Origin of the sequence: Streptomyces apocyni, from assembly GCF_009739465.1 — a bacterium.
Lineage (GTDB): Bacteria > Actinomycetota > Actinomycetes > Streptomycetales > Streptomycetaceae > Streptomyces > Streptomyces apocyni.
Genome location: NZ_WHOM01000078.1, coordinates 390207 through 416443, shown reverse-complemented (window position 1 = coordinate 416443; position 26237 = coordinate 390207). Strand labels below are relative to the sequence as shown.

Genomic DNA, 26237 nt, shown 5'->3' with positions numbered 1-26237 from the left:
GAAGGTCGACCGGAAGACTTCATCGTGGTTCCGTTGACATTCCGACGAGTGCCGGAAAGGGCCGGGGCGGGCCGGACTCGATTACGGAGTCTACGCATGGCCACTACATTTACCGGCCACGGTATCCCTGAGAAGCGAATTGCCCGCCGACTTCGGCAAGTCGGCGGGCAATTCACGTCCTGCGGGGCAGGGAGTCAGGCCTGCGCACCGCAGCCGCCGTCCACGGGCATCGCCACACCGGTGACGAACGAGGAGCGCTCGCTGCACAGCCACACAGCTGCCTCGGCGACCTCCCGGGGCGCCGCCATCCGCTTCTGGATCTGGCTTGCCACGAAGACCTCTTCCAGTGCGGCGGAACCCTCCAGCACCTGCTCCATCATTTCGGTGCGGGTGCTCCCGACCACCAGTGCGTTGACCCGGATGCCCTTTTGCCCGTAGTCGGCCGCCGCGGCTCGTGTCAGACCCAGCACCGCGTGCTTGGCTGCCACATACGGTGCCGACGCGCCCGTCGCGTAACGTCCCGCGACACTGGAGGTGTTCACCACCGAGCCTCCCCTGCCGCTGTCCAGCATGGCGGGAACCTGGTGTCGCAGGCAGTTCCACACTCCCCGCACATTGACGTCGATCGTGCGGTCGAAGACCTCGTCGTCCGTCTGGTGCAGTGACTGCTCCACCGTCGCGTACCCGGCGTTGTTGAACGCCGCGTCCAATCCGCCGAACCGCTCGACGGCGGCCTCCACCGTGCGCCGCACGTCGCCGCCCGATGTCACATCGCCCGGTACGGCCAGCGCCCGGCCGCCCGCCGCCGATATCTCCCCGGCCAGCGCCTCCAGCCGGTCCTTCCTGCGCGCCATCAGCACCACGGCCGCGCCCTCCGCCGCGAACAGCCGTGCGGCCGCCGCGCCGATCCCGCTCGACGCCCCCGTGATCATGGCGACCTTGCCTGCCAGCAGACCTTGCCCGGTCATCGCGGCGCTCCTTCGCCCTCGTGCGTACGCCAAACCGTTTCGCTGACGGCCTCCGCGTCCAGCACACGCACCAGCTCCTCGTCGATGGCGTCCAGTGACGACACCAGGTGGCGTACCCCGGCCTCGGCCATCAACCGGTGCTGGAAGCTGTGCTCGAAGCTGCTGGGGTGGCCGATGAACGGCACCCCCAGCTCTCGCGCCGCCTCGGCGACACGCGCCACGTCGTCGATGAACAGGGCCTCGCCGGGCGTCAGCCCGAACACCTCGCCTGTGATCTCCCGGATACCGGGGCGGAAGTCATTGGTGCACACGTAGCCCGGACCGTCGAAGAGTTCCGCGTACTCGCCCAGGTAGCGGTCGAAGTGCTCCTTGCTCAGCCCCCCGTAGCAGACCGTGCGCAGCCCCAGCCCGCGCAGCCGCCGCAACAGGCCGACCGCACCTTCTGTCAGCTGTACGGGGTGTTCCCGCAGATAGGAGTCCCGCTCCTCGAAATAGGCGCTGAGCATGTCCTCGCTCGTGGCGTCGGAGCCGGTCAGCCGCGCCATCTGTTCGCCCGCGATCCGGCGTGGCTGGGAGAGGACCGCCCGCTCGACGTCGGGCGTGTAGACGGCACCGCGCCGGGTGAGAAAGCTGTGGATGACCGGGCTGAAGGTGTCGTTCAGCAGGACACCGTCAATGTTGACAGCCGCCAGTGAGAGCCGGCGGAGCTGGTACGTCATAAGTCCTCATGGATAGCGGAACGATGCGGGGGCGCCCAGTGCGGGAGTCGCCGGCCCGGTCAGACAGGCTCGACCTGGACTCGCGCCGGATCGAGGTCGATGCGTACGACCACGTCCTTAGCCGCGATGCCGGGGAGTAGGAACTGCCACATACGCACGGCACGGGCCGCCAGATCGGAACGGCCGGTCAGCACGGCTGCCACGGTCTGCACACCTGTGCACGCCTCCACGACGAACTCGGCCACGTTCCGTGGTGTGACGTCCGCCTGCAACTCGCCCTTCTCGGCGGCGACGCCCAGGCATTCTTCCATGATCCTGGTCCAGTCCTCATACGGGGACGCGTCCTGCACCCCGAAGGTGGCCTGCTCCCCCGTCAACCGCACACCGGCGCGCAGAAGCGGATCTGTCTGCAATTGATGGGCCCAGATCAGCGTGATGTCCACCAGCCGCTGCAGTCCCTCGGACTCCAGCCACGGAAGGATCGTGTCCGGCTGGGCGTTCATGATCGCCTTGGCCAGACCCTCCTTGGAACCGAAGTGATGGTAGAGCGCCCCCGCGGTGGTCTCGGCACGCTCGCAGATCCGCGAAATGCTGGTGCCCGCGAAGCCGTACGCGTCGAACAACTCGGCTGCCGACACCAGCACCTGCCGCCGGGTCCGCACTGCCCGCTCCTGCTTCGACTCAGCCACCGTGCGCATCCTCGCAGACGAAGAACAAAGGGTTCACATTACATCAATCGGCCCATGGCCAAGCCTCTGCGGGGTCGTGATTGCTCCTGGATAGAGACCTTTACGATCATGTAGCCCCCTACCTGGCGCTTTCCCATGTTCAGCACCACTTGCACAAGGACGCACAGAATGTCGCCCTCCACAGGTCCCAGCCCGACCTGCATACCGCAGCAGTACGTACACAAGTTCAACGAGGCCGAAGTCCTCCTCACTGGCTGGCAGCCCACCGGACCCGACACCCATGCGCTCACCGCGGCCTGGCCGCACGACCACCCCTTCTACCGTTCCGCCCACGGTCTCCATGACCCGCTGCTCCTTGCCGAATCCGTACGCCAGGCGATTCCCATGCTCTGTCACAGCGCGTACGACGTCCCCTTCGGCCACCGCCAGATCTGGCAGCACTTCCGGTTCCGCCTCGGCCAGGAGGCAGTTGCCGACCAGGGCCGCCCGGCCGACCTTCAGCTCCGGATAGCGTGCGGGAACATCGAGCGCAGACGGGCCCGGCTGTCTGCCATGACGATGGGCATCGACCTGACCGGCGACGGACTGCTCCTCGGTACGGCCCACGTGGGCTTCACCAACCACCCGTTCGCGCTCTACCGCCGCATGCGCGCCGGCCGCGCCGATCCTGCGGGGACAGCCCGCACGGCGCTGTCGCCGGGCGAGCCGGTGGTCCCCGAGCTGGTTGGACGCACGCGTCAGCGCGACGTGGTGCTCACCTCCACGGATTCCGAGGGCCGCTTCCTGCTCCGCGTCGACCTCGGGCACCCGACCCTCTTCGACCATCCGGTCGACCACGTACCTGGCATGCTCCTCCTGGAGGCCGCCCGCCAGGCTGCCAACGCCGTGGCCCACCCCCGGCGCACCGTCCTCACAGCCATGGACGCCACCTTCGTTCGCTACGTCGAGTTCGACAGCGCCTGCTCGGTCGAGGCCTGCGTCCGTCCCGACGACACCACGGGCGCCCTCGGTGTCAGGGTGCGTGCGGAACAGAACGGCACGTCGGTGTTCACCGCATCCCTCAAGCTGCGCACATGATCGAGCTGGAGGGCCGAACCTGCGGTTACCACCCTCAAGGGCATTGGAGGTTCGACTCTCCTAGGCTCCACGTCATAGTGCCCCCTGAACTGCGGAAGCGCGGTTTCAGGGGGCTTTCTCGTGCCCATCGGTGGGCCCATCGGTGCCCGCCGGGGGCGGTGGGGTGGGGTGGCCTTGGATCCCCAGCAGGCATCCATCGTGATCAGCCACCCTGCTGCCACGGCGCGTCAGGGTGGGTGAGGCGCGCGTCGACTGCGAGCCACGGCGCGGCCCGCATCGAGCGGCCAGCCATTCCGGCACTGTGAGCGATCGGGTGGTCCTGCGCGGACGTCTGGGTGGATGTGGAGCCCCAAGGGCCTGGTGGGCTCTGGGGGCTCCGGTTCGGGCGCGCCGGAGAGAGGGCAACCGGCCGACGTGCCTGTCGGCGGACTAGCTCACGGACCACTGCCCCGACTCGTCCGAGAACCCCGAGTTCATACCGAACTGGACACTCACGATCTTCGACCCCTTCGGTACCTCGAACACCACCCAGCCCAATGCCTTCTCCCCCCTCGGTAGCGTCACCTGAGACGCCATCTCCGGACCCGCTGTGATCTCCCCGAACCAGGAGTCGAAACGCTGCCCCTGCGCGTCGGCCGCCTTCGCACCGTTTGACGGGCTGTCCGAGTACACCTTGCTGCCCGTATTGACCAGCTCAAACTGCGCGGCGGCCCAACGCTTGCCGTCCTGCGGGACGGCGTACTCGTCGGCAGGCTTGGCAGTGGGGAGCCACCGCTTCAGGTTGACGTCGAGTTGCTCGCCGTCCTCGAAGCCGCGGAGGGTAAGGGTGTCGCCGACGGCGGCTGCCTTCTTCTCGGCCTCCGGGGTGCTGCTGGCGGTGCTGTCGGCGGCTCCCTCGACGGTCTTGGTTACGGTCTTCTTCGGTGTGGTGTTGACGGTTTCTTCGCCGGTGCCGCATGCGGTCAGGGCCAGCAGTCCGGCGGCGGCGATGGCGCTGGTGCGGGTGTGACGCATGTTCCCCCCAGGGGTGCGTGGATGGTGGCTTGCGTGTTTGCGACTGGTGCAAAGGTTGTGTGGTTGCCTCAGGTGGGGAAGATTCACCCGATCGTGGCGAATGCGGCGACGGCGTAGAGGCCGGCTGCGCTGAGGGCTGTGAGGAACGGCCAGAGGTCGTGTCCGCCCTTCCCGTGCCTGTGCACCCGGGGCCGACGAGCCGGTTCTCGACGACATCCCTGACGGCACCGGAACTCGAGAAACGCGAACCGCCGCCGTGCGCCGAACTGTTCTGCCGGGCCGACTCCGGAGGCCCTGGCCTCGACGAACGATGGAGCGGCTGGTTGCGGACTTGGGTGACGTAAGCGATCTCGATGAGGCGACGGAGCTGTCGAACGAGTCCAGCGGCATGCGCTTTCATGCCACAGCTGGCTGAAGTTCCTGGACCTTGTCGATGCTGACGATGGCCGCGCAAGTGCCGAGGGCAAGTGGAAAGACGGCATCGGCGATGAGCGCTCAGGGCGTTCACGCGTGGTTGTCTTGAGTAGTTCACTGCTCGCATGCTCGTGGCCCGGTCACGGACTGTCGCACGATCACCAGTCGCCCCAGGGCGCTACCGACCTGATCCACACGGCTGCCTGCTCCGGGGCCGCGAGGGTGTCGACGCCCAGGACGTGGATGCTTCCGAGCGAGCCCCGCGGCCCACTGACCTGGAGGACTCGGTGGGAGTGCCCGCCGGGACATGGGTGGACGATCACTGCCCGCAAGTCGGTATTCGGGGTGTAGCCGGCGCTGTAGGTGAGGAGCTGGTGGACATCGCCGGCACCGACGCCGTAACGGTCGTAGCGCTTGTACTTGGCGTCCACCGGCAGCAGTGTGCGCGCGGACGGGGCACGCCCCGGAAGGCTGAGCAGCACGTCGGGCCGGAAGGTCGAGGTGCTGCCGAGATCGCCCCGGACGGTGATGCCCGTCGCGCCGCTGCTGGGGACGGTGTGCCCGCCGTGTGGGGCGGCGGCCTCGGTGGCCAGACGCCGGACGACGGCCTCCCAGAGGGCGGGCATGGCCAGCAGGAGGCCGTCCGCCGTCATGCCGTCGTCGGTGAGGAGGTCGGTCACGCCTCCGCCGCTTAGCAGCAGGCGGGCCCAGGTGTGCGCTGTGCGGTAGCGGGCGTTCAGGCGTGTGTACCGGGTGCGGTCCAGGGTGCGGAGCGCCGCGTCGGGGGTGGGGGCCTGGGGGAACGCGTCGGCGATGGCGTGGAGGTCGCGGACCAGGTCGGGACGTGTGGCCAGGGCGCGGGCCACCCGCAGCGCGGTCCCCAGGACGCGGTTGTCCCAGATGTCCGCCTCCTGGTCGAAGGCGCGGACATGCAGTTGATCGAGTTGCCCGTAGCGCCGGGAGACCTGGGCCGCGACGTCGAGGCGTCCTCGCAGGACGGGTTCCAGGCTCTGACGGCGTACGTAGTCTCGGCGCAGCCCCTCCCGGACCAGTTGCTCGCACTGCTCCAGCAGGGCCGCGGCCACGAGGTCGGCGTAGCCATCCGGGCCGGTGGCCCAGCGCCGCGCCGTCGCCGGGAGCGGTGCCGGCGCGCCCAGGGCGTAGGCGAGCCAGCGCATGAGCTGCTCGCCCGGGATGGCGAACTTGGGCTCGATGACCAGACGGATGCGGTCGAGCACCAGGATGCCCACGGTCGCGTCGGCCCTGAGCCGCCACCCGGACCGGGCCTGGTCCAGGCTGAGGCGGCCGCGTGTATGGAGGCCGCGCAGCCGCTCGACGTCCCGGGGCGTGAGCTGCTCCGCCCCGAGCAGAGCGGAACCGTACTCTGCGAGCCTGACCTCGGTGCGGTCAGGCATCGGGTCCCGGCGTGCCGCTGGTGAACTCGGTCGCGAGTGCGGCGGCGAGGTCCTGCGGTGACATCAGCGCGGGACGCCCGGTGTCCGCGTCGACCAGCCCGCCGAGGATGCGGTGCAGCAGGTCGGCGCGGCCGAGGCAGTAGTCCTCCAGGAGCGGGATCACTTCGTGGTGGAAGGCGGCGGCCAGGTCGTCCTCGGTGGCGATCGGCTCGCCGTTGCGTAGCAGGTAGGCGTGCCCTATCTGGTGGTCGGCGTCGAGATGCCGGGCGATGCGGGTGTTCAGGGACTCGAAGAACTCTGCCAGTTCCAGGGGGCCGACGGTGCCGGACACGGCGTCCGGGTCAGGGCCGAGCGGGAGGAAGGCGAAGCGGCGGCGTACGGCGGCGTCCAGATGGCTGATGCTGCGGTCCGCCGTGTTCATGGTGCCGATGATCCGCACGTTCGACGGCACGGAGAAGGTGCGCCTGCTGACGGACAGGGCGAGGGGCAGGCCGCGCTTGTCGAGTTCGAGAAGGGTGACCAACTCGCCGAAGATCCGCGGCAGATCGCCCCGGTTGATCTCGTCGATGATCAGTAGGAAGGTCTCGTCCGGACGAGCGGCGGCCTGGGCGCACAGGGTGTGGAACACGCCGTCGGTGAGCGCCAGGGTCAGCCCGGGGCCCGTGGCGCTCAGGTCCGGCTTGAAGCCTTCCACGAAGTCCTCGTAGCCGTAGGACGGGTGGAAGGTCACCATGCGGATGCGGCCGTTCCGCAGCATCTCGGCCTGGGCCGTAGACCGCCGGGCCGACGTGGAGTTGAGCGCGTCCGCACGACCGGCGAGGGCGAGGGCGGTACCGAGTGCCAGCCGGGTCTTGCCCGTACCGGGCGGCCCGTGCAGGATCACCTGCCCCTTGCGCTCCAGTGCCTCCAGCACGCCCGCGACATCCTCGGGCAGCGTGCCGGGGCTACCGGCGTGCGTTCCCGCCGGCTCTGTATCCGACTCGGCGAGGCCCGCGGTGATCCAAGCCATGAGCGCTGGCTGCACCTTGGCGAACGTGGACCGCCAGCCGTGCTGGGGCTTCGACAGTTTCCGCGCGTGGGAGACGTCCCAGGACACCGGGACGACATGCCGGTACTCGGAGTGGTCGGCGTCGAAGCGGTAGCTCCCGTTGACGGTGCCCGTGGCCAGGACCTCGTCCATCCCGCGGTTAGCGACGATCCGGTCTCCCGCCTCCAGGTCCCGGAAGGCCAGCAGCCGTCGGGCGAGCGTCAGGCTGCCGCCGCTGCTGCGCGGCCAGTGTGCGTCGAGGGCCTGCTTCAGCTCGGTGTCGCTCTGGTACTGGCCGAAGTCGCCGAGCTCGTCCCACCCCACGCGGATTACCCCGCCGTCACGGCACGCGTCCCACAGCCGTCCTCGTTCACCGGGGGCGATTTTCCAGATGGTGCGCTGCTGCGGGCGCGGATCGAACCTCTCGTACAGGAAGTGCATGACTTCCTGCCCGCTCCAGCCGTCGAACTCCGCACGGGATCGTACGAGTTCCAGCAGTCTGCGGTTACTGTCCCAGGCGGGTGCGTCGCTCTCAGCGGCGCCGTCCAGCAGCGTGACGAACTTGCGCAGGTGCTCGCCGGCGTAGATAGGCAGGAAGTGCTCGGGGAAGTAAGTGGCCAGCGACTTGGTCACCAGGGTCTGCCCGTAGCGCAGCGCTTCCAGATCGTTCACGGCCTCGAAGTCCCCCGCGGCCACGGCTTCGAAGGCCCGCACGAACTGTCCGCGCAGTTCCTCCCACGACTCCTGCGGCTCCATCCCACGCAGCGGTGCGGCTATCCGCCACTCGCCGGAGTTGTGGTGGTACATGATGTGCTTCGCCGCGCTGCCGCCCTTGATGCTGCCGAGGTTCGGTGTACCGAACTCGATCAGCCGACAGTACGTTGGCCCGCTCCCGGACTGCGCGGTCTGTCCCAGGGCATACCGAGACAGCGGCAGCGTCACCCACTGCTCCAGGGGAAACTGCGAGAGCACCTGCTTGCGTTCGTCCTCTGCGGCTTTCTCGGCCTCCGCCGCGGTGGTCCGGTCGAATTCCGCCGCTGCCGCCCCCAGGTCCATCTCGTCCGTCATGGCGGTCATCATGCCGGATCACCTGGATTTCAAGTGCTGCACCAAGACAGGGGCCCGGCTGGGACATGTCCAAGCCGGGCCCCTGGCAATGGTTTTGGACTCCGCGAGGACGGGGAGTTCGCGGAGCGCTCCGGGAACAGGTGGCGGTTCCGGAGCAGTTCGGCCGTCGTCGGACTCATGGTGGCCGTCATCCACTCGATCCGCTCCACCGCCGTAGCAACTGGAGACGCATGCGCGGACCTCACGGACGAGCAGTGGTCGCAAGCCGTTGACGAGGGAGGCGACAAGGTCCTCGCGGCAGGAGGAGCGACAGGCGGCGGTGCCGACACCGAGGCGCCCGCCGAAGTCCAGTTCAAGGTCGGGGAGGAGGCACGCAACCGGGGCACGGTCGTCACGATTAAGAAGGTCCGAGAGGCCAACAGCGTCACGCGCTGATCGATGACAGGAACGGCGTTTCGACGTGATCGAGGACCTGGACTACGTCCCGGGGAACCCCGAGTGCAACGCGCAGTTGCAGCCCGGCTTCAAGGACGAGATGAAGTTCGTGTACCGCGTACCCAAGGACGCGAACATCGTGCTGTGGGAGTTCGAGGAGTACGACCTGGAGGCCGAGGTGGCGCCGTCCCTCACGCCAGGCGCTGTCGGGCGCTCGCAATCTCGTGTGAGGACGTGCACAAGCGGGGCGAGCTGCCGACAGGAAGGTGTCGGTCGTTCGTGTTCTGGGGTGCGGGTGCGCACGCTGTCAGCAGCTTCCTGCCGTGGTGTCCATGATGCGTTGTTCACCGCACTGACCTCGGGGAAGACTCGTGTGTCAGTCCACGGGGGACAGCGAAGGGGACATGCGTGAGCGCGGCGAAGGTGACGTACAGCGACTTTCTCCGACTGCGGGAACTGCTCGGCTTGCAGGACGACATCGGTGGGGAGCCTGACGCCCTCTTCTTCGTCGCGATTCATCAGTCGTACGAAATCTGGTTCAAGGTCATCGTTCAGGCGCTGGAGAGCACCCGAGACGCGCTGGCGGCGGACGACGCCGACAGTGCCGCGTACTGGCTGCGGCGGGTCGGAGCTGCCGAGGACGTGCTGCTCGCGCAGTTGCCCGCGCTCGAGACCTTGAGCCCCGCGCGGTTCAAGCGCGTACGCGACGGTCTGGGGAGCTCCAGCGGTCTGGAGTCGGTCCAGTTCCGCGAGATCGAGTTTCTGTCCGGCCTCAAGGACCCCTCGTACCTGGAGAACATCCGCTTCGACCCGCGCGACCGCGAACGACTGCGCCGCCGCCTGGACGAGCCGTCGCTGCGGGATGCCTTCAACGACTTCTGCGAGCGCCGGGGCACGACGGACCTGGTCGCCACCACGAGCGACGAGTCCACCGACCCGGTGGTCCTCCGGCTCATCGACCAACTCCTCGACCATGACAGCAGGTTCGCCCGCTGGCGCAGTGCCCACGCGGTGGTGGTGGAACGCATCATCGGTCGCAAGCACGGCACGGGCGGCTCGAGCGGGGTCGACTACCTCAGGGGCACTACCGAGAAGCGGTTCTTCCCGGAGCTGTGGGAAATCCGCGCCTATCTGTGACGCCCGTGACGCCTGTGATGGCTGTGATGGCTGAGACGCCTGTGAATCTGACGATGAGAGGCAACCATGTACGCCGTGCGTGACGGCGCAGCTCAGGACAGTGCCCAGGTCCGTGTTCTGCCAGGCATTCTCTCCGAAGCAGTGGCCGAGCTGCACGACCGGCTGCTGGACTGGGCGAAGCTCCCGGAGGGACCGTTTCCGGTGGCGGAGGTGCTCGGCTGCTTCCACTCCTTCGGGAAGCACTTCGTTCCGCTGTCGCTGCTCCAGGCCCTGGACGCCGCCCGCGCGGCCAGCGTCGCCCAGGACGCGGACTCGCCGCTGCCGCGGTTCCTCGACTGCGCCCTCGACAAGCTGGACGACACCTACTCGTATCGCAGCTACCTGGGTCTGCCGCTGCTCACCGACGCCCGACCGCCGCAGCGCGTGACGCGGCCCGGGTCTGGTCCCGGGTCGGGCTGTGACGAGCTGTTGATCTTGCTCATGGCCGATCTCGTACGCCATGAGTGCCGACCACGAGAGGGCGCTGAGCCGCCCCGTCTGATGGTTCCGCCGGTCGGCCTCTCGGCCAAGCGCGCACGCCTCGCCCTGCGCCTGCTGTGCCCGGCCCTGAACCGGGTGGCCGTCTCCGCCTCACTGCCAGAAGCCGCCGAACTCAGCAAGCGGGCGCAGGCGTTGGTGGATGACCGCACCGATGACCTGCCGGGAGCCCGCGCCCTGGCTGAGGAGATCTGGCGGATCTTTCCCGAAGAGCGGCGCCAGCGCGTCGACATGAGCCTGTTGCCGGTCTACGTCGTCGACGACGAGTACCTGTTCATCCGTACCCTGCAGGCGTACGAGCTGGTCTTCATGGAGCTCGCGGCGGCCACCGCCGAAGCCGGGGACGCCGTCCGGCGCGGTCGGATACCCGAGGCTACGGAGCTGATGCGCGGGTGCGCCTCGACGCTGCGCGAGAACCGGCAGCTGTTCTCGCTGCAGGCGACCATGCGGGCCGAGGCGTTCCTCAAGTTCCGTGGCTACACGCTGGGTTCGAGCGCGATCCAGTCTGAGGGTTACAAGGCCTTCGAGGCACTGTTCGCCCGGCCTGACGAGGACCGCATGGGCTCGTTGGCGTACGCCTCCGTGCCACGGGTCAGGGAGCTGGTGGCACACCGTGGCACCGGGCTGGTCGATGACGTCGTGTCGGCCGAGGCCGAGGCCGCGGCAGACCCAGAGCTGCGCGCCGCCCTCGTCGAGGTCGACGAGACGCACCAACAGTGGAAGCGGACCCATCTGAGGATCGCCACCCGCATGATCGGCGACGAGCCCGGCAGCGGGAACACCGACGGCGTGGCCTATCTGCGCTCGGTCATGGACAACAAGGTCTTCCCCAAGGACCTCAAGGGCCTCAAGGACCTCAAGGATCCCAAGGAGCCGTCGTGAACGCCCATATGACACCCGACGAGTTCCGCGCGCACGGCTACGCCGCCGTCGACTGGATCGCCGACTACCTCGCGAACGTCGCCGACCGGCCGGTGGTGTCCCAGGCAGAACCCGGCGAGTTCCGCGCCGCGCTCCCAGCGCACCCGCCCGAGCAGGGCGAGCCGTTCGAGAACCTCCTCAGCGACCTCAACGACGTCATCCTGCCGGGCATCACGCACTGGCAGCACCCCGGCTTCTTCGGATTCTTCCCCGCCAACGCGTCCGGCCCCGCCATACTCGGCGACCTGCTGACCGGTGGCCTCAACGTCGTCGGCATGATGTGGTGGGCCAGCCCGGCGGCCACCGAGCTGGAAGAGCACGTACTGGACTGGATGGCCGAACTCCTCGACCTGCCCGAGCGGTTCCGCTCCGGCGGCCCGGGCGGCGGAGTCATCCAGGACACCGCGTCCAGCGCCGTCCTCGTCGCCCTGCTCGCCGCCCTGAACCGGGTGACGGGCGGCAGGGCGCGCGCCGAGGGAGTGTCGGGCCGGTTCGCCGTGTACGGCTCCGACCAGGCGCACTCCGCCCTGGAGAAGAACGTCCGGGTGGCCGGGCTCGGAGAGTCCGCCATGCGCTCGGTGCGCACCGACCCGAAGACCCTCGCGATGGACCCGGCGCACCTACGGGAGCTGATCGAGGCGGACGTCCGCGAGGGCGTGGTCCCCGTGATGGTGATGGCGACCGTGGGCTCGACCTCGACGACCGCCATCGACCCGGTGCTCGACATCGGCGCCCTGTGCCGCGAGTTCGGCATCTGGCTGCATATCGACGCGGCGTTCGCCGGGGTCGCCGCCGTCTGCCCCGAGTTCCGCTGGATCCACGAGGGCGTGGCGGAGTACGCGGACTCGTACTGCACCAACCCGCACAAGTGGATGCTGACCACGGTCGGTTCCAGCACCCTGTGGGTGGCGGACCGTGCCGCGGTCATCGAGGCGCTGTCGATCCTGCCCGCCTTCCTGCGGAACAAGGCCACCGAGTCAGGGCAGGTCGTGGACTACCGCGACTGGCAGGTACCCCTGGGGCGCACCTTCCGGGCGCTCAAGCTGTGGGCCGTGCTGCGCTGGTACGGGGCCGAGGGCGTGCGGGCCCACGTACGTCATCACGTCGCGCTGGCCCAGGAGTTCGCCGCGTGGGTACGGGCCGACGAACGCTTCGAGGTCATGGCGCCGCACCCGCTGTCGCTGGTCTGCTTCCGCGTGCGCGGCGACGACGAGCGCACCGAGCGGCTTCTGGAGTCGCTCACCGCGGACGGCCGGATCTTCGTCTCCCAGACCCGGGTCAGCGGGCGGCTGGCGATCCGCTTCGCCATCGGAGCGACCACCATCGACAGGGAGCACATCGCGTCCGCCTGGACGATCATCCGTGAGCTGGCGACCTGCCCCCCATCCCCGTCCGTCTGATCACCCCACCGCCATCATCGCCAGGTTGTTCACCATCAGCGCCCCGAATCCGAACCGGAAGACCCGGAAACCGAGGGCGCGCGCCGAACCGAAGTCCCGCTCCCCGAGCCCCTTGCGGGCCTGCTGAACCTGCGTGACCAGCAGCGGCAGCGCGAGCAAGCCGAGCAACCAGGCCCGCTCGGTCCCCACCACGGCCAGCACGAGCAGCACCGTGGCGACCGCGTACAGCCCGATGTGCATCCGGGCGATGCCCTTCCAGGGGAGCCGGGCGGGCCAGGTCAGCCGTCCGAACCTGGCGTCCCCCACCCTGTCCAGGCAGTTGGCGTACGTCGCGGTCTGGAGCTCCCACACCCCGATCAGCAGCGCCTGGGCGACCACCACCAAGGTCAGCTCACCCGTGGCGAGCCCATACGGGAAGAGCATCACCAGCGCGGTGGCGACCAGCGTGACGACCTCACCGCCACCGACGTAGCTCAGCTTGAGGAAGTACGAGTAGTTGAGCGCGAGGAACACCCCGCCGAGGGTGAGCGCGATCATCCACCAGGGCCGATGCGGCGCGATCAGTACGGCGGTGACCAGCGCGGCCAGGCCCACCGTGGCGCAGACGCCAGCGAAGACGCGGGCCTCGCGGAGGCTGATGGTGCCGTCGAGCAGGGGTTTGCGTACCGCCGCGCGGTGCCCGCCGCCGTGGTTGTTCTCGTCCAGACCGTCGGTCGCGCCCGTCACGTCGTCGAGCGCGAGGGCGGCCGCCGAGATGCCGATGGCGGTGACCACGGCCAGGACGAGGAGCGCCAGGCCACGGCCGGAGAAGGCGAAGTCGCGGTCCCACAGGGACCACGCGAGAGGGGCGCCCAGCCACATCTCCACGACGCGGAGCTTGCCCAGCTCCATGAAGACCCGGACCTTGTTCCGGACCTTGCCCCGGACGTTTCCGCGGGTTTTGCCCGACTTCGAGCCGATGGCAGTCGTCATCTCAGCTCTCCTCATCGCGTCTGCTCACCGCGGCGCTCGATGACGCAGCGGGCCCCGCGCGGCCGCAGCGTGACGGTGGCGTCCACGCCGACCCGCGTGTCAGGCAGCCGCCGGATACGGAACCTGCTCGCCAGAGCGGCCACCAGGATCTTCATCTCGGTGACGGCGAAGGCGGTGCCGATGCACTGGCGGCTGCCAAGCGAGAACGGCAGATAGAGGGCGTTACGGTGAGCGGCCGACATGCCCTCCTGGAAGCGCTCGGGCCGGAAGGCGTCGGGGTCGGACCAGACAGCGGGGTTGCGGTGGATGCCGTACGGCACCACCCACACCGAGGACCCGGCCCGTATCTCGTGGCCGAGCACCACGTCGTCCTGGGCGGCCATCCGGGGCAGGATGAAGACCGGCGGGTAGAGCCGGAGCGCCTCGTCGATCACGTTCCCGGTCCAGGCCAGTCCGTCCGTGGCGCGCGGGTCTCCGGTCCACGCGTCGAGTTCCTGGTGCATCCGCCGCTCGGCGTCCGGGTGTTCGTCCAGGAGCAGCCACAGCCACGCGAGCACCGAGGCCGTCGTCTCGTGCCCGCCGAACAGCATCGTCAGGATCTGGTCCCCCGCCTCCTCGGCGCTCAGACCCGCTTCGTCGGCCATGGCCCGGCGCAACAGGTCGAGCAGGGGCGGTGCTTCCGGGTCCGCGCCGTAACTCCGCAGGATGTCCTGGGAGTTCAGGCGCAGCCGGGCCGAGGCTCGCTGGAAGGCGCGGTCCTTGCCCCAGGGCAGTACGGGCGGCAGCAGACGCATCCGCGACGCGCGGCGGATCACTTCGTACTGCAACAGCCGGAAGTCGCCGCTGATGGCGTCGACCAGCCGCTGCGGGGTCTGGCGGCCGATGACGGAACGGGTGATGACGGCGAGGGTGACCCGGATCATCTCCTCCATCACGTCGAACGGCTCCCGGCGGTCCGCCATCCGGTCCCAGCGCTCCGCCGTCTCCTCGGCGACCTCGGCCACCTCGTCGGCGAGGGCGCCCAGCGTGGAGTCGTGGAAGGCGGGCTGCACGGCACGGCGGCGGCGCCGCCAGTCCGCTCCGGTCGAGGTGAGCAGGCCGGCCGGTGCCATCCGGAGGAAGGGCTTGTACGCGGGGTGCCCGGCCTTGGTGTAGCGGTCCGCGTGGTGGCGCAGTACGTGCTGGGCGGCCTCGGGGTGGAACAGGGCGTGGCACGGCAGCTGGCCGAGGCGGAACCGCACCAGATCGCCCTCGCCCCGCAGCCGGTCCACCAGGCCCAGCAGCCCCTCACGCCGGATCAGCCGGACCGGCTCGAGCACGCCAGGGAGCACCGCGCGGCGCGGCTCCACGACTCCGCCGCCGCTGTCCTCTTGCTGACATTCCTCCCGCCCGGGCCCGCTCGCCATTACATTTTCCGGACAAAGAGCTGTCTGCTCTTGCTCCCGCATGCCTAATATCCCCTTCGGCGCAGGTCCTGGAATTCAAACCCCCCACAACGCAGTCCAATGAACCATGGAAATCCTGCGGCCGCAACGGGGAACTTCACGGCTGTGCGGAGGTGCATCATCGACATCACAGGCTTCTTCGCGGGGCAGCCGCTCGATATCGACATGGGACGCATGGGGCACATCCTCACCGCCGAATCGGGAAATGAACACCCCCACCTGGACGAGATTCAGGGGTATTACATAAAGGTGCGCGGGAAACAGCTGCGGCCGATTCTCGCGTTCGCGCCGTGGTATCTGCGCCACCCCGGCACCGAGATCCCCGTCTCGGTCGCCGGCGCGGGCGCGGTGGTCGAACTCCTGCACACCGGCTCGCTCTACCACGACGACGTCATGGACGGTGCCCTGGTACGCCGCGGCCAGCCGAGCGCCAACGCCAAGTGGGGCGACAGCCAGGCCATCCTGGCGGGCAACATCCTGACCATGCGGGCCTTCGCGCAGAGCGCGACCCTGGGCGAGCGGGCCCACACCGCCACACTGCGGACGTACGAGCGGATGTGCGCGGGCCAGTCCCTGGAGATCCGGTTCCGTTTCGACACCACCCGGGCCACGGACAACTATCTCCAGGCGAGCCACGGGAAAACCGCCTCACTCATCAGCCTGGCCTGCCGCCTGGGCGCCCAGCTCAGCGATTACGACGCCCACTTCGTGGACCGATTCGCGCAATTCGGCGAGTCTCTGGGAATGGCGTTCCAGATCTGCGACGACATTCTCGACTTTGTCGCCGATCCGGTCCTTCTCGGAAAGTCGACCGGTAGTGACGTACTGGAGGGAACCTATTCCCTTCCCTTGATCTACGCGCTGGAGAAAGACCCGTCCCTGGCGGAACTCCTCACCGAGCAGATGGACCCGCGGCTTTCCGCGCAGGTGTCGGAGCGCGTCCGTGCCTGTGGGGCGGTGGACCGCGCGTACGCGGTGGCGGGAACGTATATCGCCGAAGCCACCGACGTCCTGGATGACCTGCCGGACAGCGGCCCGTGCGACCCGGGCGTGCTCGCGGGCCTGCGGGCCCTCTCCGGCGAGGTGCTGCGCCAGACGCAGCTGCTCACCCCCGCCGAGGCTCCACTGGGCAGCACGACGGTCGCGTAGAGGCTGGCCCCGGGCTGGCCCCGGGCTGGTCCCGGGCTAGTCCCGCGCTACCAATCAGCCCCGCCGTCGTTGCTTGAGTGGCCGTCGGCCATGTCCCGACCGGTCATCGACGCCCAGCGACACCCAAGACCGCGGGAGTGAGTGTGAAGGTCGCCTGCGTCGGCGGAGGCCCCGCCGCGCTGTACTTTTCCATCCTGCTCAAGCGACACGCCTCGTCGCACGACATCACCGTCTACGAGCGGAACCCGGCCGGGGCCACCTACGGCTGGGGGGTGACGTACTGGCCCGACATGCTGGACAAGCTGCACGAGCACGACCCCGAGTCCGCGGCCACCATCAGGGAGAACTCGGTGCGCTGGCACGACGGCGTGGCGCTGGTGGGCGACCAGACCACGGTGCACCACGGCGACGAGGGCTTCGCCATCGGGCGGCACCGGCTCCTGGCCATCCTCGCCGAGCGCGCCACCTCGCTGGGCGTGGACATCCGGTACGGGCAGGAGATCACCGACAGAGACCAGCTGCCAGGCAACGACCTCGTCGTGGCCGCGGACGGCGCGGGCAGCCGCTTGCGCGAGAGCGCCGCCCAGCACTTCGGCACCCACACCGTCAGCGGGCGCAACCACTATGTCTGGCTCGGCACGACCAAGGTGTTCACGTCGTTCACCTTCGCCTTCGTCGAGACCGCCCACGGCTGGATCTGGTGCTACGCGTACGGGTTCAGCGACGAGCGGAGCACCTGCGTCGTCGAGTGCTCCCCCGCCACGTACTCCGGCCTCGGCCTGCACGAGATGAGCCAGGACGACGCCTTGCGCCAACTCGAGAAGATCTTCGGCGCGTTGCTCGACGGCCACCCGCTGATCGGCCGTGGCGATGTCACCGGCCCGGCCCCCTGGGTGACCTTCCGTACCCTCACCAACCAGACCTGGTCGCACGGCGATCTGGTCCTCATGGGCGACGCCGCGCACACCACCCACTACTCCATCGGCGCCGGAACCACCCTCGCCATGCAGGACGCCATGACCCTGGCCCGCGTACTCCACGAGGCACCCGGGACGGCGGGCCTTGAGCGCGCACTCGCCCAGTACGAGACGGAGCGCAAGTCGGCCCTGCTCTCCGTCCAGAGCGCGGCCCGGCACAGCGCCCAGTGGTACGAGAACCTGACCCGGTACATCGGCCTGGCGCCGCCCCGGATGTTCGCGCTGCTCGGCCAGCGCCACTCACCGCTGCTCCCCTACGTCCCACCGCAGCTGTACTACCGGATCGACCAGGCCGCCAACCAGCTGACCGTCCTGCGGGGCCTGAAGCAGTGGCTGGGCCCCCGGCTCGCCCGAACGGTCCAAAGGCGTTCCCGGCCTTGAGCGGCTAGCCCTCCCGGGTGGGCGGCCCCGGCTACCCGTATCCCCAGGCCCCCGGGGACCGTTGCTGAGGACATGATCTCCACACGACGTGTACTCGCCGCAGTAGCGCTCACCGCCGGAGCGTCCGCCCTCGCCATGCCCGCGGCGAGCGCCTCCCCGCTGGCCATGGACGAGGCCGACAAGCTGTCCGCGACGTCCACCCTCGACACCCTGTCCACCGCGGCGCTCCCGGAGGAGCACAAGGACGCGGTGCCGCCGGCGATGAGCCAGCTCGGCGGTCTGAGCCAGCTGGACAAGCTGCACCAGGTGACCGACCTCGCCGCGCCGGTGATGGGCTTCGTCCCCGCCATCGAGTAGGCGACGCGCACGACGAAGGGGCAGCCGCGTCGAGCGGCTGCCCCTTCGTCTTCGTCGTCCTGGCCGCGGCTGTCAGCCGTTGGCGACGCCGTTGCCGGAGAGCGCCGCGATGTCGCTCAGGATGTGCGACAGCGGCTCGTCACCCTTGGCCTGGGTGGAGTTCTCGGCACACTGCTGGTTCTGCGGCGACGACAGGACGTTGATGTCCTGGACGGTGACCGGAACGAGGATGCCGACGATCGAACCGGCGTTGGCCTTGGCGGGCAGACCGACGCAGAGCTTGTTCAGGGACCCCTGGACGGCTCCGAGCTGCGGGCTCATGTCGCCGTGCGTGGCCTGGTTGCCGAACGCCTGCTTGGCCTTGTTGCCGCTGGCGGACGTCGTACCACCGTCATCGCTGATGGCCAGGGCCTGAGGGGCGGTCACCGCGGCCATGCCAGCGACGGATGCGGCGATCGTTGCGGTTGCCCACAGCTTCTTCATTCGAGTTCCCTTCAATGAGCAGGCTCCGATCAGGAGCCGCGACTGGTCAACTGGGTGGGGCGCGGCGAGTTGCGGACCGCAACCCGTTCGGCCTAACAGGCCTATGAGCAGGTGAACGTGTCGCCGCGCACCGGGTACTGGACGTCGATCAGCGGCGGATCAAGCGGCCGTGCCGTGGAGTTCCGGGGCGTCAGCGGCAGGTCCGCGTTGAGCTTGCCGAAGAGGTCCCGGGCCCGGTCCTGGTCCCAGCGCAGCGTGGACCCCACCCCCTCCAGCGGCGGGTTGAACCCGCCGATCGGCACGGTGGCGAACTCGGTCCGCGAGGCGGGGAGCTGACTCAGGCTCCAGGTCAGCGACACCAGCTCGGAGACCGTGAACCCCTGGTCGACCTGGGTCGAGCCGAGCACCGTCCGCGCCAGCTCGTCCGCTGTGAACGGATCAGCCATGATCTGGCTGCCGCTCAGCCGGTCCAGTACGCCGACCAGGAACTGCTGCTGCCGCTGAACCCGCCCCAGGTCAGCGGCGGTGTCGACCTTGCGCGACCGTACGTACTGGAGCGCGGGCCCGCCGCCGAGCCGGTGCGTACCGGGGCTCAGGTCCAGCTTCGTGGCGGGGTCGTTCAGCTGCCGCGGGGTGCAGACGTCCACTCCGTCGACGGCGTCGACGCTGTCCATGAAGCGCCGGAAGTCGATCTGCAGATAGCGGTCGATCCGTACGCCGGTCATCTCCTCCACCGTACGGACGGCCAGCGCGGGCCCGCCCTCCGCGTACGCCGCGTTGATCTTGGCGGGGTGTGCGGCGCGCGGTTCGCCGGTGTGCTTGTCGCGGTGGGCCGGGATGTCCGCGTAGGAGTCGCGGGGAAGGCTGACGACACTGACGTGGTCCTGGCTCTCGGACACATGGATCAGCATCAGTGTGTCGGAGCAGTCGCAGGCGATGCCGCCCGCGTAGAACTTCTGCTTCTCCTCGCGGGTGATGGTGTCCCGGCCGTCCGTACCCATCAGGAGGACGTTCGTCCCCGGCCCGTCGTCCGGGCGGTCGTCCCTGGTGTCGAAGGAGCTGAAGACATCGACGCGTTGGACGTCGTACGGCAGCGCCACGGCACCGGGTCCGACGGCCGCCGCGGTGGCTGTCAGCACCACGCCGAGTGCGGCCGCGGAGAATGCGGCGGCTTTTCTCTGGTGACGCGTTCGGGGCGAAGGGGTCTTCTTCTTCATGTGGCGCGCTCCACTGCCCAGGGACGTTGGTGCCGAGAAGATAGACCCGCCTATTTGCCCGGTCAGGCCGTCAATGGCATGGCGCGCGAGAACAACTCTTTCGCCATAAAGAGGGAATCAGATCGGCGTCATCGCCCCAGCCGAGCGCGCGACACCGGCTCGCTGGGGCGGACGCCACATGTGGGCAGACGACTCAGCTGTTGCCGGCTCCGTTGCCGGACAGGAGCGCGATGTCGTCCAGGATGTGCGACAGCGGCTCGTCACCCTTGGCCTGGGTGGAGTTCTCGACACACTGCTGGTTCTGCGGCGACGACAGGACGTTGATGTCCTGCACGGTGACCGGCACGACGCCGACGATCGAACCGACGTTGAGCTTGGCGGGCAGCCCGACGCAGGGCTTGTTGAGGGAGCCCTGGATCAGTGCCATCTGCGGGCTCATGTCGCCGTAGGTGGCCTGGTTGCCGTACGCCTGCATGGCACCGTTCCCGCTGTGGGAGGTCGTGCCGCCGTCGTTGCTGATAGCCATCGCGGGCACCGCGGCGGCAGCCGTCATACCGGCAACGGACGCGGTGACAGCGGCAGCCGCCAGGACCTTCTTCATCATGAGAGATTTCCCTTTCGTTGGACTCCCGCCGTGGGAGCTCCCTGCACAACTCCGCATCGGCGAGTTGGTTGTCGGGGTTCACCCAGACGGGGCGTTTCGGATTGCTGCGTCCGGGTGAAGGGCCAGAACTATTTCTCCCGTGGCCAGTTGGCAGTGGGCAGCAACCGGCGTGCGTCAGAGTCAGAAAAGGAATCAGAATGCTCAAGAAGGCAATGGCAGCGGCGGCAGTAGCCGCGTCCGTCGTTGGCGTTTCGGCCGCGGCCGCCGCGCCCGCGCTGGCCATCAGCGATGACGGTGGCACGACGTCCGCCAGTGGCAACGGCGCCAAGCAGGCGTTCGGCAACCAGGAAACGTACGGCGACATGAGCCCGCAGCTCGGCCTCGTCCAGGGCTCCCTGAACAAGCCCTGCATCGGCCTGCCGATCAAGGGCAACGCCGGTTCGATCGTCGGCGTCGTGCCGGTCACCGTGCAGGACATCAACGTCCTGTCGTCGCCGCAGAACCAGCAGTGTGTCGAGAACTCCACCCAGGCCAAGGGTGACGAGCCGCTGTCGCACATCCTGGACGACCTCGCGATCCTGTCCGGCAACGGCGCCGGCAACAGCTGATACCAGCTGGGACACCAACGGCTCGGGCTGCCCGCCTGCTTCAGCGCTGGCAGCCCGAGCTTTTTCGTTACTCGCCCGTTCTTGAAGGACTTGAAGGAGACGGAAAGTGGCTCTGAAGAAGAGTGCGACGCTGGTCGCCGGTGTGGTCATGGGCTTGGGCATGGGAGCCCAGGCCTTCGCTGACTCCCATGTCGAGGGCGGGGCCTCCGACTCGCCGGGCATCCTGTCAGGCAACAGCCTGGAGGCTCCCGTCGACGTGCCGGTCAACGCCTGCGGCAACACCGCCGACGGCGCCGCCGCGCTGAACCCAGCTTTCGGGAACACCTGTGCCAACACCTCGACATCCGAGGAAACGGAGCGTGGCTACGGGGACGACCAGCCCCCGGTCCCGCCGACGGAGCCCAAGCCGCAGTCGCCCCCGCCGGCCGCTCCCGAGAAGGCGGTGCCCGAGAAGGCGGTGCCCGCGCCCAAGGCGCCCGAGGAGACCGAGCTGGCAGCGACGGGCACCGACCCGCGTGTCGTCGGCGCCGCGGCGGCCGGTGTGGCGCTGCTGGCCGGTGGCGGTGTCCTTTACCGCAGGTCTTCTCGTTCGGCGGCTCGATAAGCCGTCAGATCACCCGTTCGGTCAGGCTGTCCCCCTCCGGGATGGCGACTCACCCGGTTATGTGACTAAGTGTCAAGAATGGAGAGTGCGCGGCACAGCGGAGCAGAGGAGTAGCGGGTATGGCCCCACCACGTCAAAGGACGAGAAGCTGGCGGCCTCCGCTGGTAGCGACAGCCGGGATGCTCGCCGCGGCGGTGCTGGCGTCCGGCGCCATCTATGTCGGGCAGGCAGGCGCCGTCTCCCGTGCCGACCCGTCTCCGTCCCTGTCCGCGTCCCCGTCTCCGTCTTCCTCGCTGTCCGTATCTCCGCCTCCGCCTCCGAGCGCGAGTACGAGTACGTCCCCGAGCCCGAGTACGTCCGCGAGCCCGAGCCCGAGCGGGACCGGGCCGGACAAGGTCAAGGACAAGACGTTCCCCGCGTTCGGGGCCTATCTGGACTACGGGCCGCGTGGCGTCACCAGGATGGCGGAGCTGTCCAAGTGGCTGGGCAAGGCCGACCTGCGGGTCGGCCACACCTATCTCCCCGGCGACCGGTGGAGCAACATCGCGGGAGCGCCCCGTTTCCTGGAGACCTGGGCCGAGTGGCGGCGCGAGCGCGACGACCGGCTCTTCGTCCTCAACGTCCCGATGATGGAGCGCAACGAGGGCCGGGTCACCGACGCCGAAGTACGTACGCTGCTGCGCCGCGCCGCCACGGGCGAGTTCGACCGGCACTTCCGTACGCTGGCCGAGCGGCTGGTCGACCTCGGGGTGCCGGACACGGTCATCGTGCTCGGCTGGGAGATGAACGGCGTCACGTACACCCACCGCTGCGGCCCTGACCCGAAGTCCTGGAAGACGTACTGGAAACGGATCGTGACCGCGATGCGCGCGGTGCCGGGCCAGGAGTTCCAGTTCGACTTCGCGCCCAACCGCGGCCGGGACGCGGTCCCCTGGACCCAGTGCTACCCGGGTGACGACGTGGTCGACATCATCGGCATGGACTCCTACGACCAGCCGACGGGCCTGAGCTTCGACGAGCAGGTCTCCGAGCCGTACGGGCTCCAGGCGCATGTCGACTTCGCGCGGGAGCGCGGCAAGCCCATCTCCTACCCCGAGTGGGGCCTGTTCCGTAACGGCGACAACCCGGAGTACATGCGGCGGATGCTCGCGTGGATCGACGAGCACAAGCCGCTGTACAACACGATCACCGACTACTGCCCGCACGGTGTGTGGCTGTGCGGCGAGAACCCGCGGGCTTCGCGCGTCTACCAGTCCATGCTCTCGGGCCGGGTCGACCCGACGCCGGTGCCGACCTCGCCGGTGCCGACGCCGGTGGTCCCGACGCCGGTGGAGCCCACGCCCGAGCCCACCCAGCCGGTGCGTCCGCCGCGCTGTAGCTACCTGGACCTGGGTGACTGGGTGGAGTACTGGCTCGGCGGCAAGCTGTGCATCCGCTTCGACTGGTGGGAGCGGCGCCCCTGACCCCGAGGCTGATGGGGTACGAAGGTGGCGGCCCGTCGTTGAGAGCCTGGCTCTTACGGCGGGCCGCCACCGCGCTCCCGCCAGGCGCCCAGCGCCCGCTTCGCCGTGGCGCGGGCCCCCGCGCTGGCCAGTACCGCGCCCAGCAGGGGTGCGGTGCGGCGGCGGGCGAACAGCAGGCGCTGGTTGACGACGGTGTGCGGCCGCCAGTGGCGCTTGTAGGGCTCGTTGCCGCGCAGCAGGCTCAGTACGCCGGGCTCGGTGTAGCCGCCTCCGAAGGGTTCGGCGCAGAGCTGGTCGGCGCAGGAGCGCAGCAGCAGGGTGGCGACGTCGGCCTTGCGCTCCCGCAAGCCCGGATCGGCGCCGTAGAGATAGCCGCCCGCGAGCCGTGGGGAGCGGAGCGTCAGGTCGGCGGCCACCACCGCGTCGTCCAGGCGGAACTCCGTGACCACCGCGTCGCCCGCCTGGACCATCAGTGAGACCGACCGGGTGAGGTGCTCGGCGAAGCGCGGTGTGAGGTGTTCGGCCGTCACCTTACGGCCCTGCCACTGGAGTTGGTGCAGTTCCAGGAGGCGGTGGACGGACGTCCCGACCTCGGGCGCGGGGACGACGCGCGGCTCGATGCCCAGCGCGTCCAGCTTGCGCATCTTGGCCCGCGCGCGCTGGGCACGCGGCGTCGGCAGGCGGCGGACCAGCTCGTCCATCGGGACGGCGGGCAGCTCAAGGCAGAGCGAGTCGCCGAGACGGTGCCGGGGTCCGCGCCAACGGGCGTGGACGCGTTCGACCGCGCTGCCCGGACGCGCTTCCCGGAAGTCGATCACGGCGGCGCGGGCCAGCTCCCGGAATCCCTCGACCAGCGCGTCCGCCGCCTGTTCGGCCAGGTCCGGGCCCGGGTCCGGTGACGTGTCGTCGGACGTGTCGTCAATCAGTACGTCGTGGAAGTCGGAGAGCGGGCCGCCCAGTGGGACCAGCCGCGCCAGCGGCCCCGGTCCACGCATCAGCGGAGCCGCCGCGACGAGCCGCTCACCGTCGCGTACGAGGACGACGCGCAGGCGCCCCCGGCTGCCGTACGAGAGCCACCACGAGTGCAGCCAGGCATGGCTCTGGAACGGAGTCGCCGACCGGGAGCGCCGGTGCAGCCGGTTCCACTGCTCGCCGAGGTCCCCGAACTCCGTGGCGTCGGTGCACACCCCGACGGTCAACGCGGCGCGGCCGGGCTCGGGCATCAGGCGCCGCCTCGCGCCCCAGTGGCGGCGGCCGGTGCCGGGACGGTCGCGTTGGCCTCGTCGATGGCTTCCGCGGTTGCCTCGTCGGAGCCGCGTCGCGGCCGGACCAGCAGCGCCAGACCGCCGAGCAGCCCCCCGGCGCTGGCGCCCACCAGCGTGGTGACGGTCGGCGAGGCCGATGACGGGCCGGTCGGCTGGACGGCGCGGGAGAGCCGCTGGAGCTCCACATGGGTGTCGTTCTTGGTTTGCTTGGCGTTGAGGATCAGCGCCTGGGAGACGGCGTTGGCGATCCGTACCGCCTTGCCCGGCTCGTCGGCCGAGGCCGACACGGCGACCATGGGCGCGTCCGGCGAGGTCTCGGCCCGCACGCTGGAGCGCAGCGTCCGCAGCGGCACCCCCGCCGCGACCTGGGCGTCGCCGAGCACCGCGAGCTGGGTCGCGACCCGGCCGTAGGCCGTGGCGAAGCCGAGTGCGGCGGACGGGTCGGACTTCTCGGTGGGGACGGCGATGACATAGCTGGTCGCCGTGTACTCGGGCGTGCTGGCCACTCCGTACAGGCCACCGGCAAGGGCGCCGAGCAGGACGCAGGTGGGTAGCGGCCACCAGCGGGGCACTCGCTTCGCCAGAGCGGTCCGCCGGGCCAGCAGGGCTCTGGGGCGGGACCGCCCATCGGGAACATCGGCCGCAGCGGTCACATCGGCCGCAGCAGTCGCATCGGGCGCAGCGGTCACATCGGTCGTCATCAGATACTCGCTCTCGGGGTCGAACTCGGGGTCGAACCGCCCATGGCCGCCGCGTACACCCGCATGTGCGCCGCGGCGCTGTTGGTGATGCTGTAGTGCAGTGCGGTCCGCGACGGCGCGCGGGACCCGGGGGGCGCCTCGCGGGCGCGCAGGGTCGCGTGGGCGAAGGACACCGGGTCGTCGGGGAGCCGGGTGGCCAGCGTGTCCGTACCGGGTGGCAGGTCGTCGACGGCCGGGCAGGTCACGTACAGGACGGGGAGCCCCGCGGCCAGGGCCTCGACGACGGCGAGGCCGAACGCCTCGTCGGCGGACGGGGCCGCCAGGATGTCCATCGCGGACATCAGGGCGGGCAACGCGGGCAGGGCGGACAGGGCGCTACCGCCAGGCTCGGAGCCCGGCGTCCCGGTCGCCGCGTAGGGCCGCTCCCCCGCGAAGACGACCCGGTCGAGTACGCCGCTCCGCCGGGCCGCGTCCCGCAGCCGCGCCTCCTCCGGCCCGGCCCCCACCAGCAGCAGCCGCACATCATCCGGCAGTACGGTCAACGCCTGGACCAGCACGTCGAAGCGCTTGCCCGGCACCAGGCGGCCAACGCCACCGACGACGAACGCGTCCGACGGCAGCCCGAGTTGGCGGCGGGACGCCGCGCGTGCCCCGGCGTCGTAGGCGAAGTGCGCGATGTCGACGCCGTTCGGCACGACGTGGACGCGCTGCGGCGGTACGCCCCAGCGGCCGAGCCGGTCCGCGACGGAGTCGGAGACGGCGATCGTGGCGCGGCCGAGCCGCTCGCCCGCCAGATACAGCGAGCGCACGCCGGGGGACAGTCGGCGCCCCTCGATCTGTGTCTCGCCCAGCGAGTGCTCGGTGGCGACCACGGCCCGGACCCCGGCCAGCCGGGCGGCGATCCGGCCGTACAGGCAGGCGCGGTACAGGTGGGTGTGGACCAGGTCGTAGCGGCCCCGCCGGATCAGCCGGACCAGGCGGGGGAGTGCGCGCGGGTCGCGGTTGCCCGCCATCCCCAGGTGGGTGACGCGTACGCCGTCGCGGGTCAGTCCGTCGGCGACCGGGCCGGGGTTGGTCAGCGTGACCACGTCGCAGTCGGCGGGCAGATGCCGTAACAGGGTACGGAGTTGCTGCTCGGCGCCGCCCACGCCGAGGCCGGTGATGATGTGCAGCGCCCTAATGTCGTGGCC

General features: G+C 69.6%; 25 protein-coding genes. 11 read left to right on the top strand and 14 right to left on the bottom strand.

Annotated elements, in window-relative coordinates; all coding sequences use genetic code 11:
* Positions 1-194: 194 nt before the first annotated feature.
* Genes GCN81_RS30505 through GCN81_RS30495 form a run of 3 tightly spaced genes read right to left on the bottom strand, consistent with a single transcriptional unit; the run spans position 195 to position 2385 of the window.
* Positions 195-968: an SDR family NAD(P)-dependent oxidoreductase gene (locus GCN81_RS30505; RefSeq protein ID WP_156727771.1), complete on the bottom strand. Its 774-nt coding sequence runs from the start codon at positions 966-968 to the stop codon at positions 195-197.
* Positions 965-1687: an HAD family phosphatase gene (locus tag GCN81_RS30500; protein WP_156727770.1), complete on the bottom strand. Its 723-nt coding sequence runs from the start codon at positions 1685-1687 to the stop codon at positions 965-967. Before GCN81_RS30500 ends, GCN81_RS30505 begins: the two co-directional genes overlap by 4 nt.
* A gap of 59 nt (positions 1688-1746) precedes the next feature.
* The gene (locus GCN81_RS30495) at positions 1747-2385 is read right to left on the bottom strand and encodes a ScbR family autoregulator-binding transcription factor (protein WP_156727769.1); all 639 of its coding nucleotides are present in this window, start codon (positions 2383-2385) and stop codon (positions 1747-1749) included.
* A gap of 159 nt (positions 2386-2544) precedes the next feature.
* On the opposite strand from GCN81_RS30495, the gene GCN81_RS30490 reads away from it, so the two are divergent.
* On the top strand, positions 2545-3453 hold the full coding sequence (locus tag GCN81_RS30490; protein WP_197287859.1) for a ScbA/BarX family gamma-butyrolactone biosynthesis protein: 909 nt from the start codon (positions 2545-2547) through the stop codon (positions 3451-3453).
* Between the two features lie 429 nt (positions 3454-3882).
* On the opposite strand, the gene GCN81_RS30485 is transcribed toward GCN81_RS30490, so the two are convergent.
* The 3 genes from GCN81_RS30485 to GCN81_RS30475 all read right to left on the bottom strand — a co-directional run bounded on the left by GCN81_RS30485 (position 3883) and on the right by GCN81_RS30475 (position 8391).
* A complete protein-coding gene (locus GCN81_RS30485; RefSeq protein WP_156727767.1) occupies positions 3883-4467 on the bottom strand; it encodes a DUF4352 domain-containing protein in 585 nt (194 codons plus the stop codon).
* A 572-nt stretch (positions 4468-5039) separates the two neighbouring features.
* Positions 5040-6296 carry an McrC family protein gene (locus tag GCN81_RS30480; RefSeq protein ID WP_156727766.1) on the bottom strand — a complete coding sequence of 419 codons (1257 nt, stop codon included), beginning with the start codon at positions 6294-6296 and terminating at the stop codon, positions 5040-5042.
* A complete protein-coding gene (locus tag GCN81_RS30475; RefSeq protein ID WP_156727765.1) occupies positions 6289-8391 on the bottom strand; it encodes an AAA family ATPase in 2103 nt (700 codons plus the stop codon). The genes GCN81_RS30480 and GCN81_RS30475 overlap by 8 nt, the downstream gene beginning before the upstream one ends.
* 177 nt (positions 8392-8568) lie before the next feature.
* On the opposite strand from GCN81_RS30475, the gene GCN81_RS30470 reads away from it, so the two are divergent.
* The 4 genes from GCN81_RS30470 (at position 8569) to GCN81_RS30455 (ending at position 12821) form a co-directional block, all read left to right on the top strand.
* Entirely contained in the window at positions 8569-8826 is a 258-nt protein-coding gene (locus tag GCN81_RS30470) for a hypothetical protein (protein ID WP_156727764.1), read from the top strand.
* Between the two features lie 408 nt (positions 8827-9234).
* Entirely contained in the window at positions 9235-9963 is a 729-nt protein-coding gene (locus GCN81_RS30465; protein WP_156727763.1) for a tryptophan 2,3-dioxygenase family protein, read from the top strand.
* Positions 9964-10038: 75 nt separating this feature from the next.
* The gene (locus GCN81_RS30460) at positions 10039-11382 is read left to right on the top strand and encodes a tryptophan 2,3-dioxygenase family protein (protein ID WP_156727762.1); all 1344 of its coding nucleotides are present in this window, start codon (positions 10039-10041) and stop codon (positions 11380-11382) included.
* Positions 11379-12821 (top strand): pyridoxal-dependent decarboxylase, encoded by a 1443-nt coding sequence (locus GCN81_RS30455; protein ID WP_197287858.1) that lies wholly within the window; start codon positions 11379-11381, stop codon positions 12819-12821. Before GCN81_RS30460 ends, GCN81_RS30455 begins: the two co-directional genes overlap by 4 nt.
* On the opposite strand, the gene GCN81_RS30450 is transcribed toward GCN81_RS30455, so the two are convergent.
* Both GCN81_RS30450 and GCN81_RS30445 read right to left on the bottom strand, forming a co-directional pair.
* A complete protein-coding gene (locus GCN81_RS30450) occupies positions 12822-13793 on the bottom strand; it encodes a UbiA family prenyltransferase (RefSeq protein WP_197287857.1) in 972 nt (323 codons plus the stop codon). It abuts the gene before it with no gap.
* Between the two features lie 11 nt (positions 13794-13804).
* Complete coding sequence (locus tag GCN81_RS30445; RefSeq protein WP_197287856.1) at positions 13805-15112, bottom strand: cytochrome P450; 1308 nt, start codon at positions 15110-15112, stop codon at positions 13805-13807.
* 231 nt (positions 15113-15343) lie between these two features.
* On the opposite strand from GCN81_RS30445, the gene GCN81_RS30440 reads away from it, so the two are divergent.
* From GCN81_RS30440 to GCN81_RS30430, 3 genes are all read left to right on the top strand, one after another.
* Positions 15344-16387: a polyprenyl synthetase family protein gene (locus GCN81_RS30440; RefSeq protein WP_197287855.1), complete on the top strand. Its 1044-nt coding sequence runs from the start codon at positions 15344-15346 to the stop codon at positions 16385-16387.
* A 143-nt stretch (positions 16388-16530) separates the two neighbouring features.
* The gene (locus tag GCN81_RS30435; protein WP_197287880.1) at positions 16531-17745 is read left to right on the top strand and encodes an FAD-dependent monooxygenase; all 1215 of its coding nucleotides are present in this window, start codon (positions 16531-16533) and stop codon (positions 17743-17745) included.
* A gap of 72 nt (positions 17746-17817) precedes the next feature.
* Entirely contained in the window at positions 17818-18102 is a 285-nt protein-coding gene (locus tag GCN81_RS30430; protein WP_156727757.1) for a hypothetical protein, read from the top strand.
* Between the two features lie 72 nt (positions 18103-18174).
* Here GCN81_RS30430 and GCN81_RS30425 read toward each other — a convergent pair whose 3' ends face one another.
* The 3 genes from GCN81_RS30425 to GCN81_RS30415 form a co-directional block, all read right to left on the bottom strand.
* Positions 18175-18585, bottom strand: coding sequence for a rodlin (locus GCN81_RS30425; protein WP_156727756.1), 411 nt, complete (start codon positions 18583-18585; stop codon positions 18175-18177).
* A gap of 101 nt (positions 18586-18686) precedes the next feature.
* Positions 18687-19724, bottom strand: coding sequence for an LCP family protein (locus tag GCN81_RS30420; protein ID WP_231627080.1), 1038 nt, complete (start codon positions 19722-19724; stop codon positions 18687-18689).
* 271 nt (positions 19725-19995) lie between these two features.
* Positions 19996-20406, bottom strand: a complete 411-nt coding sequence (locus tag GCN81_RS30415; protein WP_156727754.1) for a rodlin — start codon at positions 20404-20406, stop codon at positions 19996-19998.
* Positions 20407-20603: 197 nt separating this feature from the next.
* Between GCN81_RS30415 and GCN81_RS30410 the strand changes: the two genes are divergently transcribed.
* The 3 genes from GCN81_RS30410 (at position 20604) to GCN81_RS30400 (ending at position 23081) form a co-directional block, all read left to right on the top strand.
* Positions 20604-21014, top strand: a complete 411-nt coding sequence (locus tag GCN81_RS30410; protein ID WP_156727753.1) for a rodlin — start codon at positions 20604-20606, stop codon at positions 21012-21014.
* Between the two features lie 106 nt (positions 21015-21120).
* Positions 21121-21618 (top strand): chaplin, encoded by a 498-nt coding sequence (locus tag GCN81_RS32930; RefSeq protein WP_231627079.1) that lies wholly within the window; start codon positions 21121-21123, stop codon positions 21616-21618.
* A gap of 119 nt (positions 21619-21737) precedes the next feature.
* Positions 21738-23081 carry a glycoside hydrolase family 26 protein gene (locus GCN81_RS30400; protein ID WP_156727752.1) on the top strand — a complete coding sequence of 448 codons (1344 nt, stop codon included), beginning with the start codon at positions 21738-21740 and terminating at the stop codon, positions 23079-23081.
* 53 nt (positions 23082-23134) lie between these two features.
* On the opposite strand, the gene GCN81_RS30395 is transcribed toward GCN81_RS30400, so the two are convergent.
* Genes GCN81_RS30395 through GCN81_RS30385 form a run of 3 tightly spaced genes read right to left on the bottom strand, consistent with a single transcriptional unit; the run spans position 23135 to position 26228 of the window.
* Positions 23135-24304: a GNAT family N-acetyltransferase gene (locus GCN81_RS30395; protein ID WP_156727751.1), complete on the bottom strand. Its 1170-nt coding sequence runs from the start codon at positions 24302-24304 to the stop codon at positions 23135-23137.
* Complete coding sequence (locus GCN81_RS30390) at positions 24304-25047, bottom strand: YveK family protein (protein ID WP_231627078.1); 744 nt, start codon at positions 25045-25047, stop codon at positions 24304-24306. Before GCN81_RS30390 ends, GCN81_RS30395 begins: the two co-directional genes overlap by 1 nt.
* Positions 25047-26228 (bottom strand): glycosyltransferase, encoded by a 1182-nt coding sequence (locus GCN81_RS30385; RefSeq protein WP_156727999.1) that lies wholly within the window; start codon positions 26226-26228, stop codon positions 25047-25049. Before GCN81_RS30385 ends, GCN81_RS30390 begins: the two co-directional genes overlap by 1 nt.
* Positions 26229-26237 lie beyond the last annotated feature (9 nt).

Coding starts and splice junctions, on each gene's coding strand:
- GCN81_RS30505 (WP_156727771.1), bottom strand. CDS start 968: ATGACCGGGCAAGGTCTGCTGGCAGGCAAGGTCGCCATGATCACGGGG.
- GCN81_RS30500 (WP_156727770.1), bottom strand. CDS start 1,687: ATGACGTACCAGCTCCGCCGGCTCTCACTGGCGGCTGTCAACATTGAC.
- GCN81_RS30495 (WP_156727769.1), bottom strand. CDS start 2,385: ATGCGCACGGTGGCTGAGTCGAAGCAGGAGCGGGCAGTGCGGACCCGG.
- GCN81_RS30490 (WP_197287859.1), top strand. CDS start 2,545: ATGTCGCCCTCCACAGGTCCCAGCCCGACCTGCATACCGCAGCAGTAC.
- GCN81_RS30485 (WP_156727767.1), bottom strand. CDS start 4,467: ATGCGTCACACCCGCACCAGCGCCATCGCCGCCGCCGGACTGCTGGCC.
- GCN81_RS30480 (WP_156727766.1), bottom strand. CDS start 6,296: ATGCCTGACCGCACCGAGGTCAGGCTCGCAGAGTACGGTTCCGCTCTG.
- GCN81_RS30475 (WP_156727765.1), bottom strand. CDS start 8,391: ATGACGGACGAGATGGACCTGGGGGCGGCAGCGGCGGAATTCGACCGG.
- GCN81_RS30470 (WP_156727764.1), top strand. CDS start 8,569: ATGGTGGCCGTCATCCACTCGATCCGCTCCACCGCCGTAGCAACTGGA.
- GCN81_RS30450 (WP_197287857.1), bottom strand. CDS start 13,793: ATGACGACTGCCATCGGCTCGAAGTCGGGCAAAACCCGCGGAAACGTC.
- GCN81_RS30430 (WP_156727757.1), top strand. CDS start 17,818: ATGATCTCCACACGACGTGTACTCGCCGCAGTAGCGCTCACCGCCGGA.
- GCN81_RS30425 (WP_156727756.1), bottom strand. CDS start 18,585: ATGAAGAAGCTGTGGGCAACCGCAACGATCGCCGCATCCGTCGCTGGC.
- GCN81_RS30415 (WP_156727754.1), bottom strand. CDS start 20,406: ATGATGAAGAAGGTCCTGGCGGCTGCCGCTGTCACCGCGTCCGTTGCC.
- GCN81_RS30410 (WP_156727753.1), top strand. CDS start 20,604: ATGCTCAAGAAGGCAATGGCAGCGGCGGCAGTAGCCGCGTCCGTCGTT.
- GCN81_RS30400 (WP_156727752.1), top strand. CDS start 21,738: ATGGCCCCACCACGTCAAAGGACGAGAAGCTGGCGGCCTCCGCTGGTA.
- GCN81_RS30395 (WP_156727751.1), bottom strand. CDS start 24,304: ATGCCCGAGCCCGGCCGCGCCGCGTTGACCGTCGGGGTGTGCACCGAC.
- GCN81_RS30390 (WP_231627078.1), bottom strand. CDS start 25,047: ATGACGACCGATGTGACCGCTGCGCCCGATGCGACTGCTGCGGCCGAT.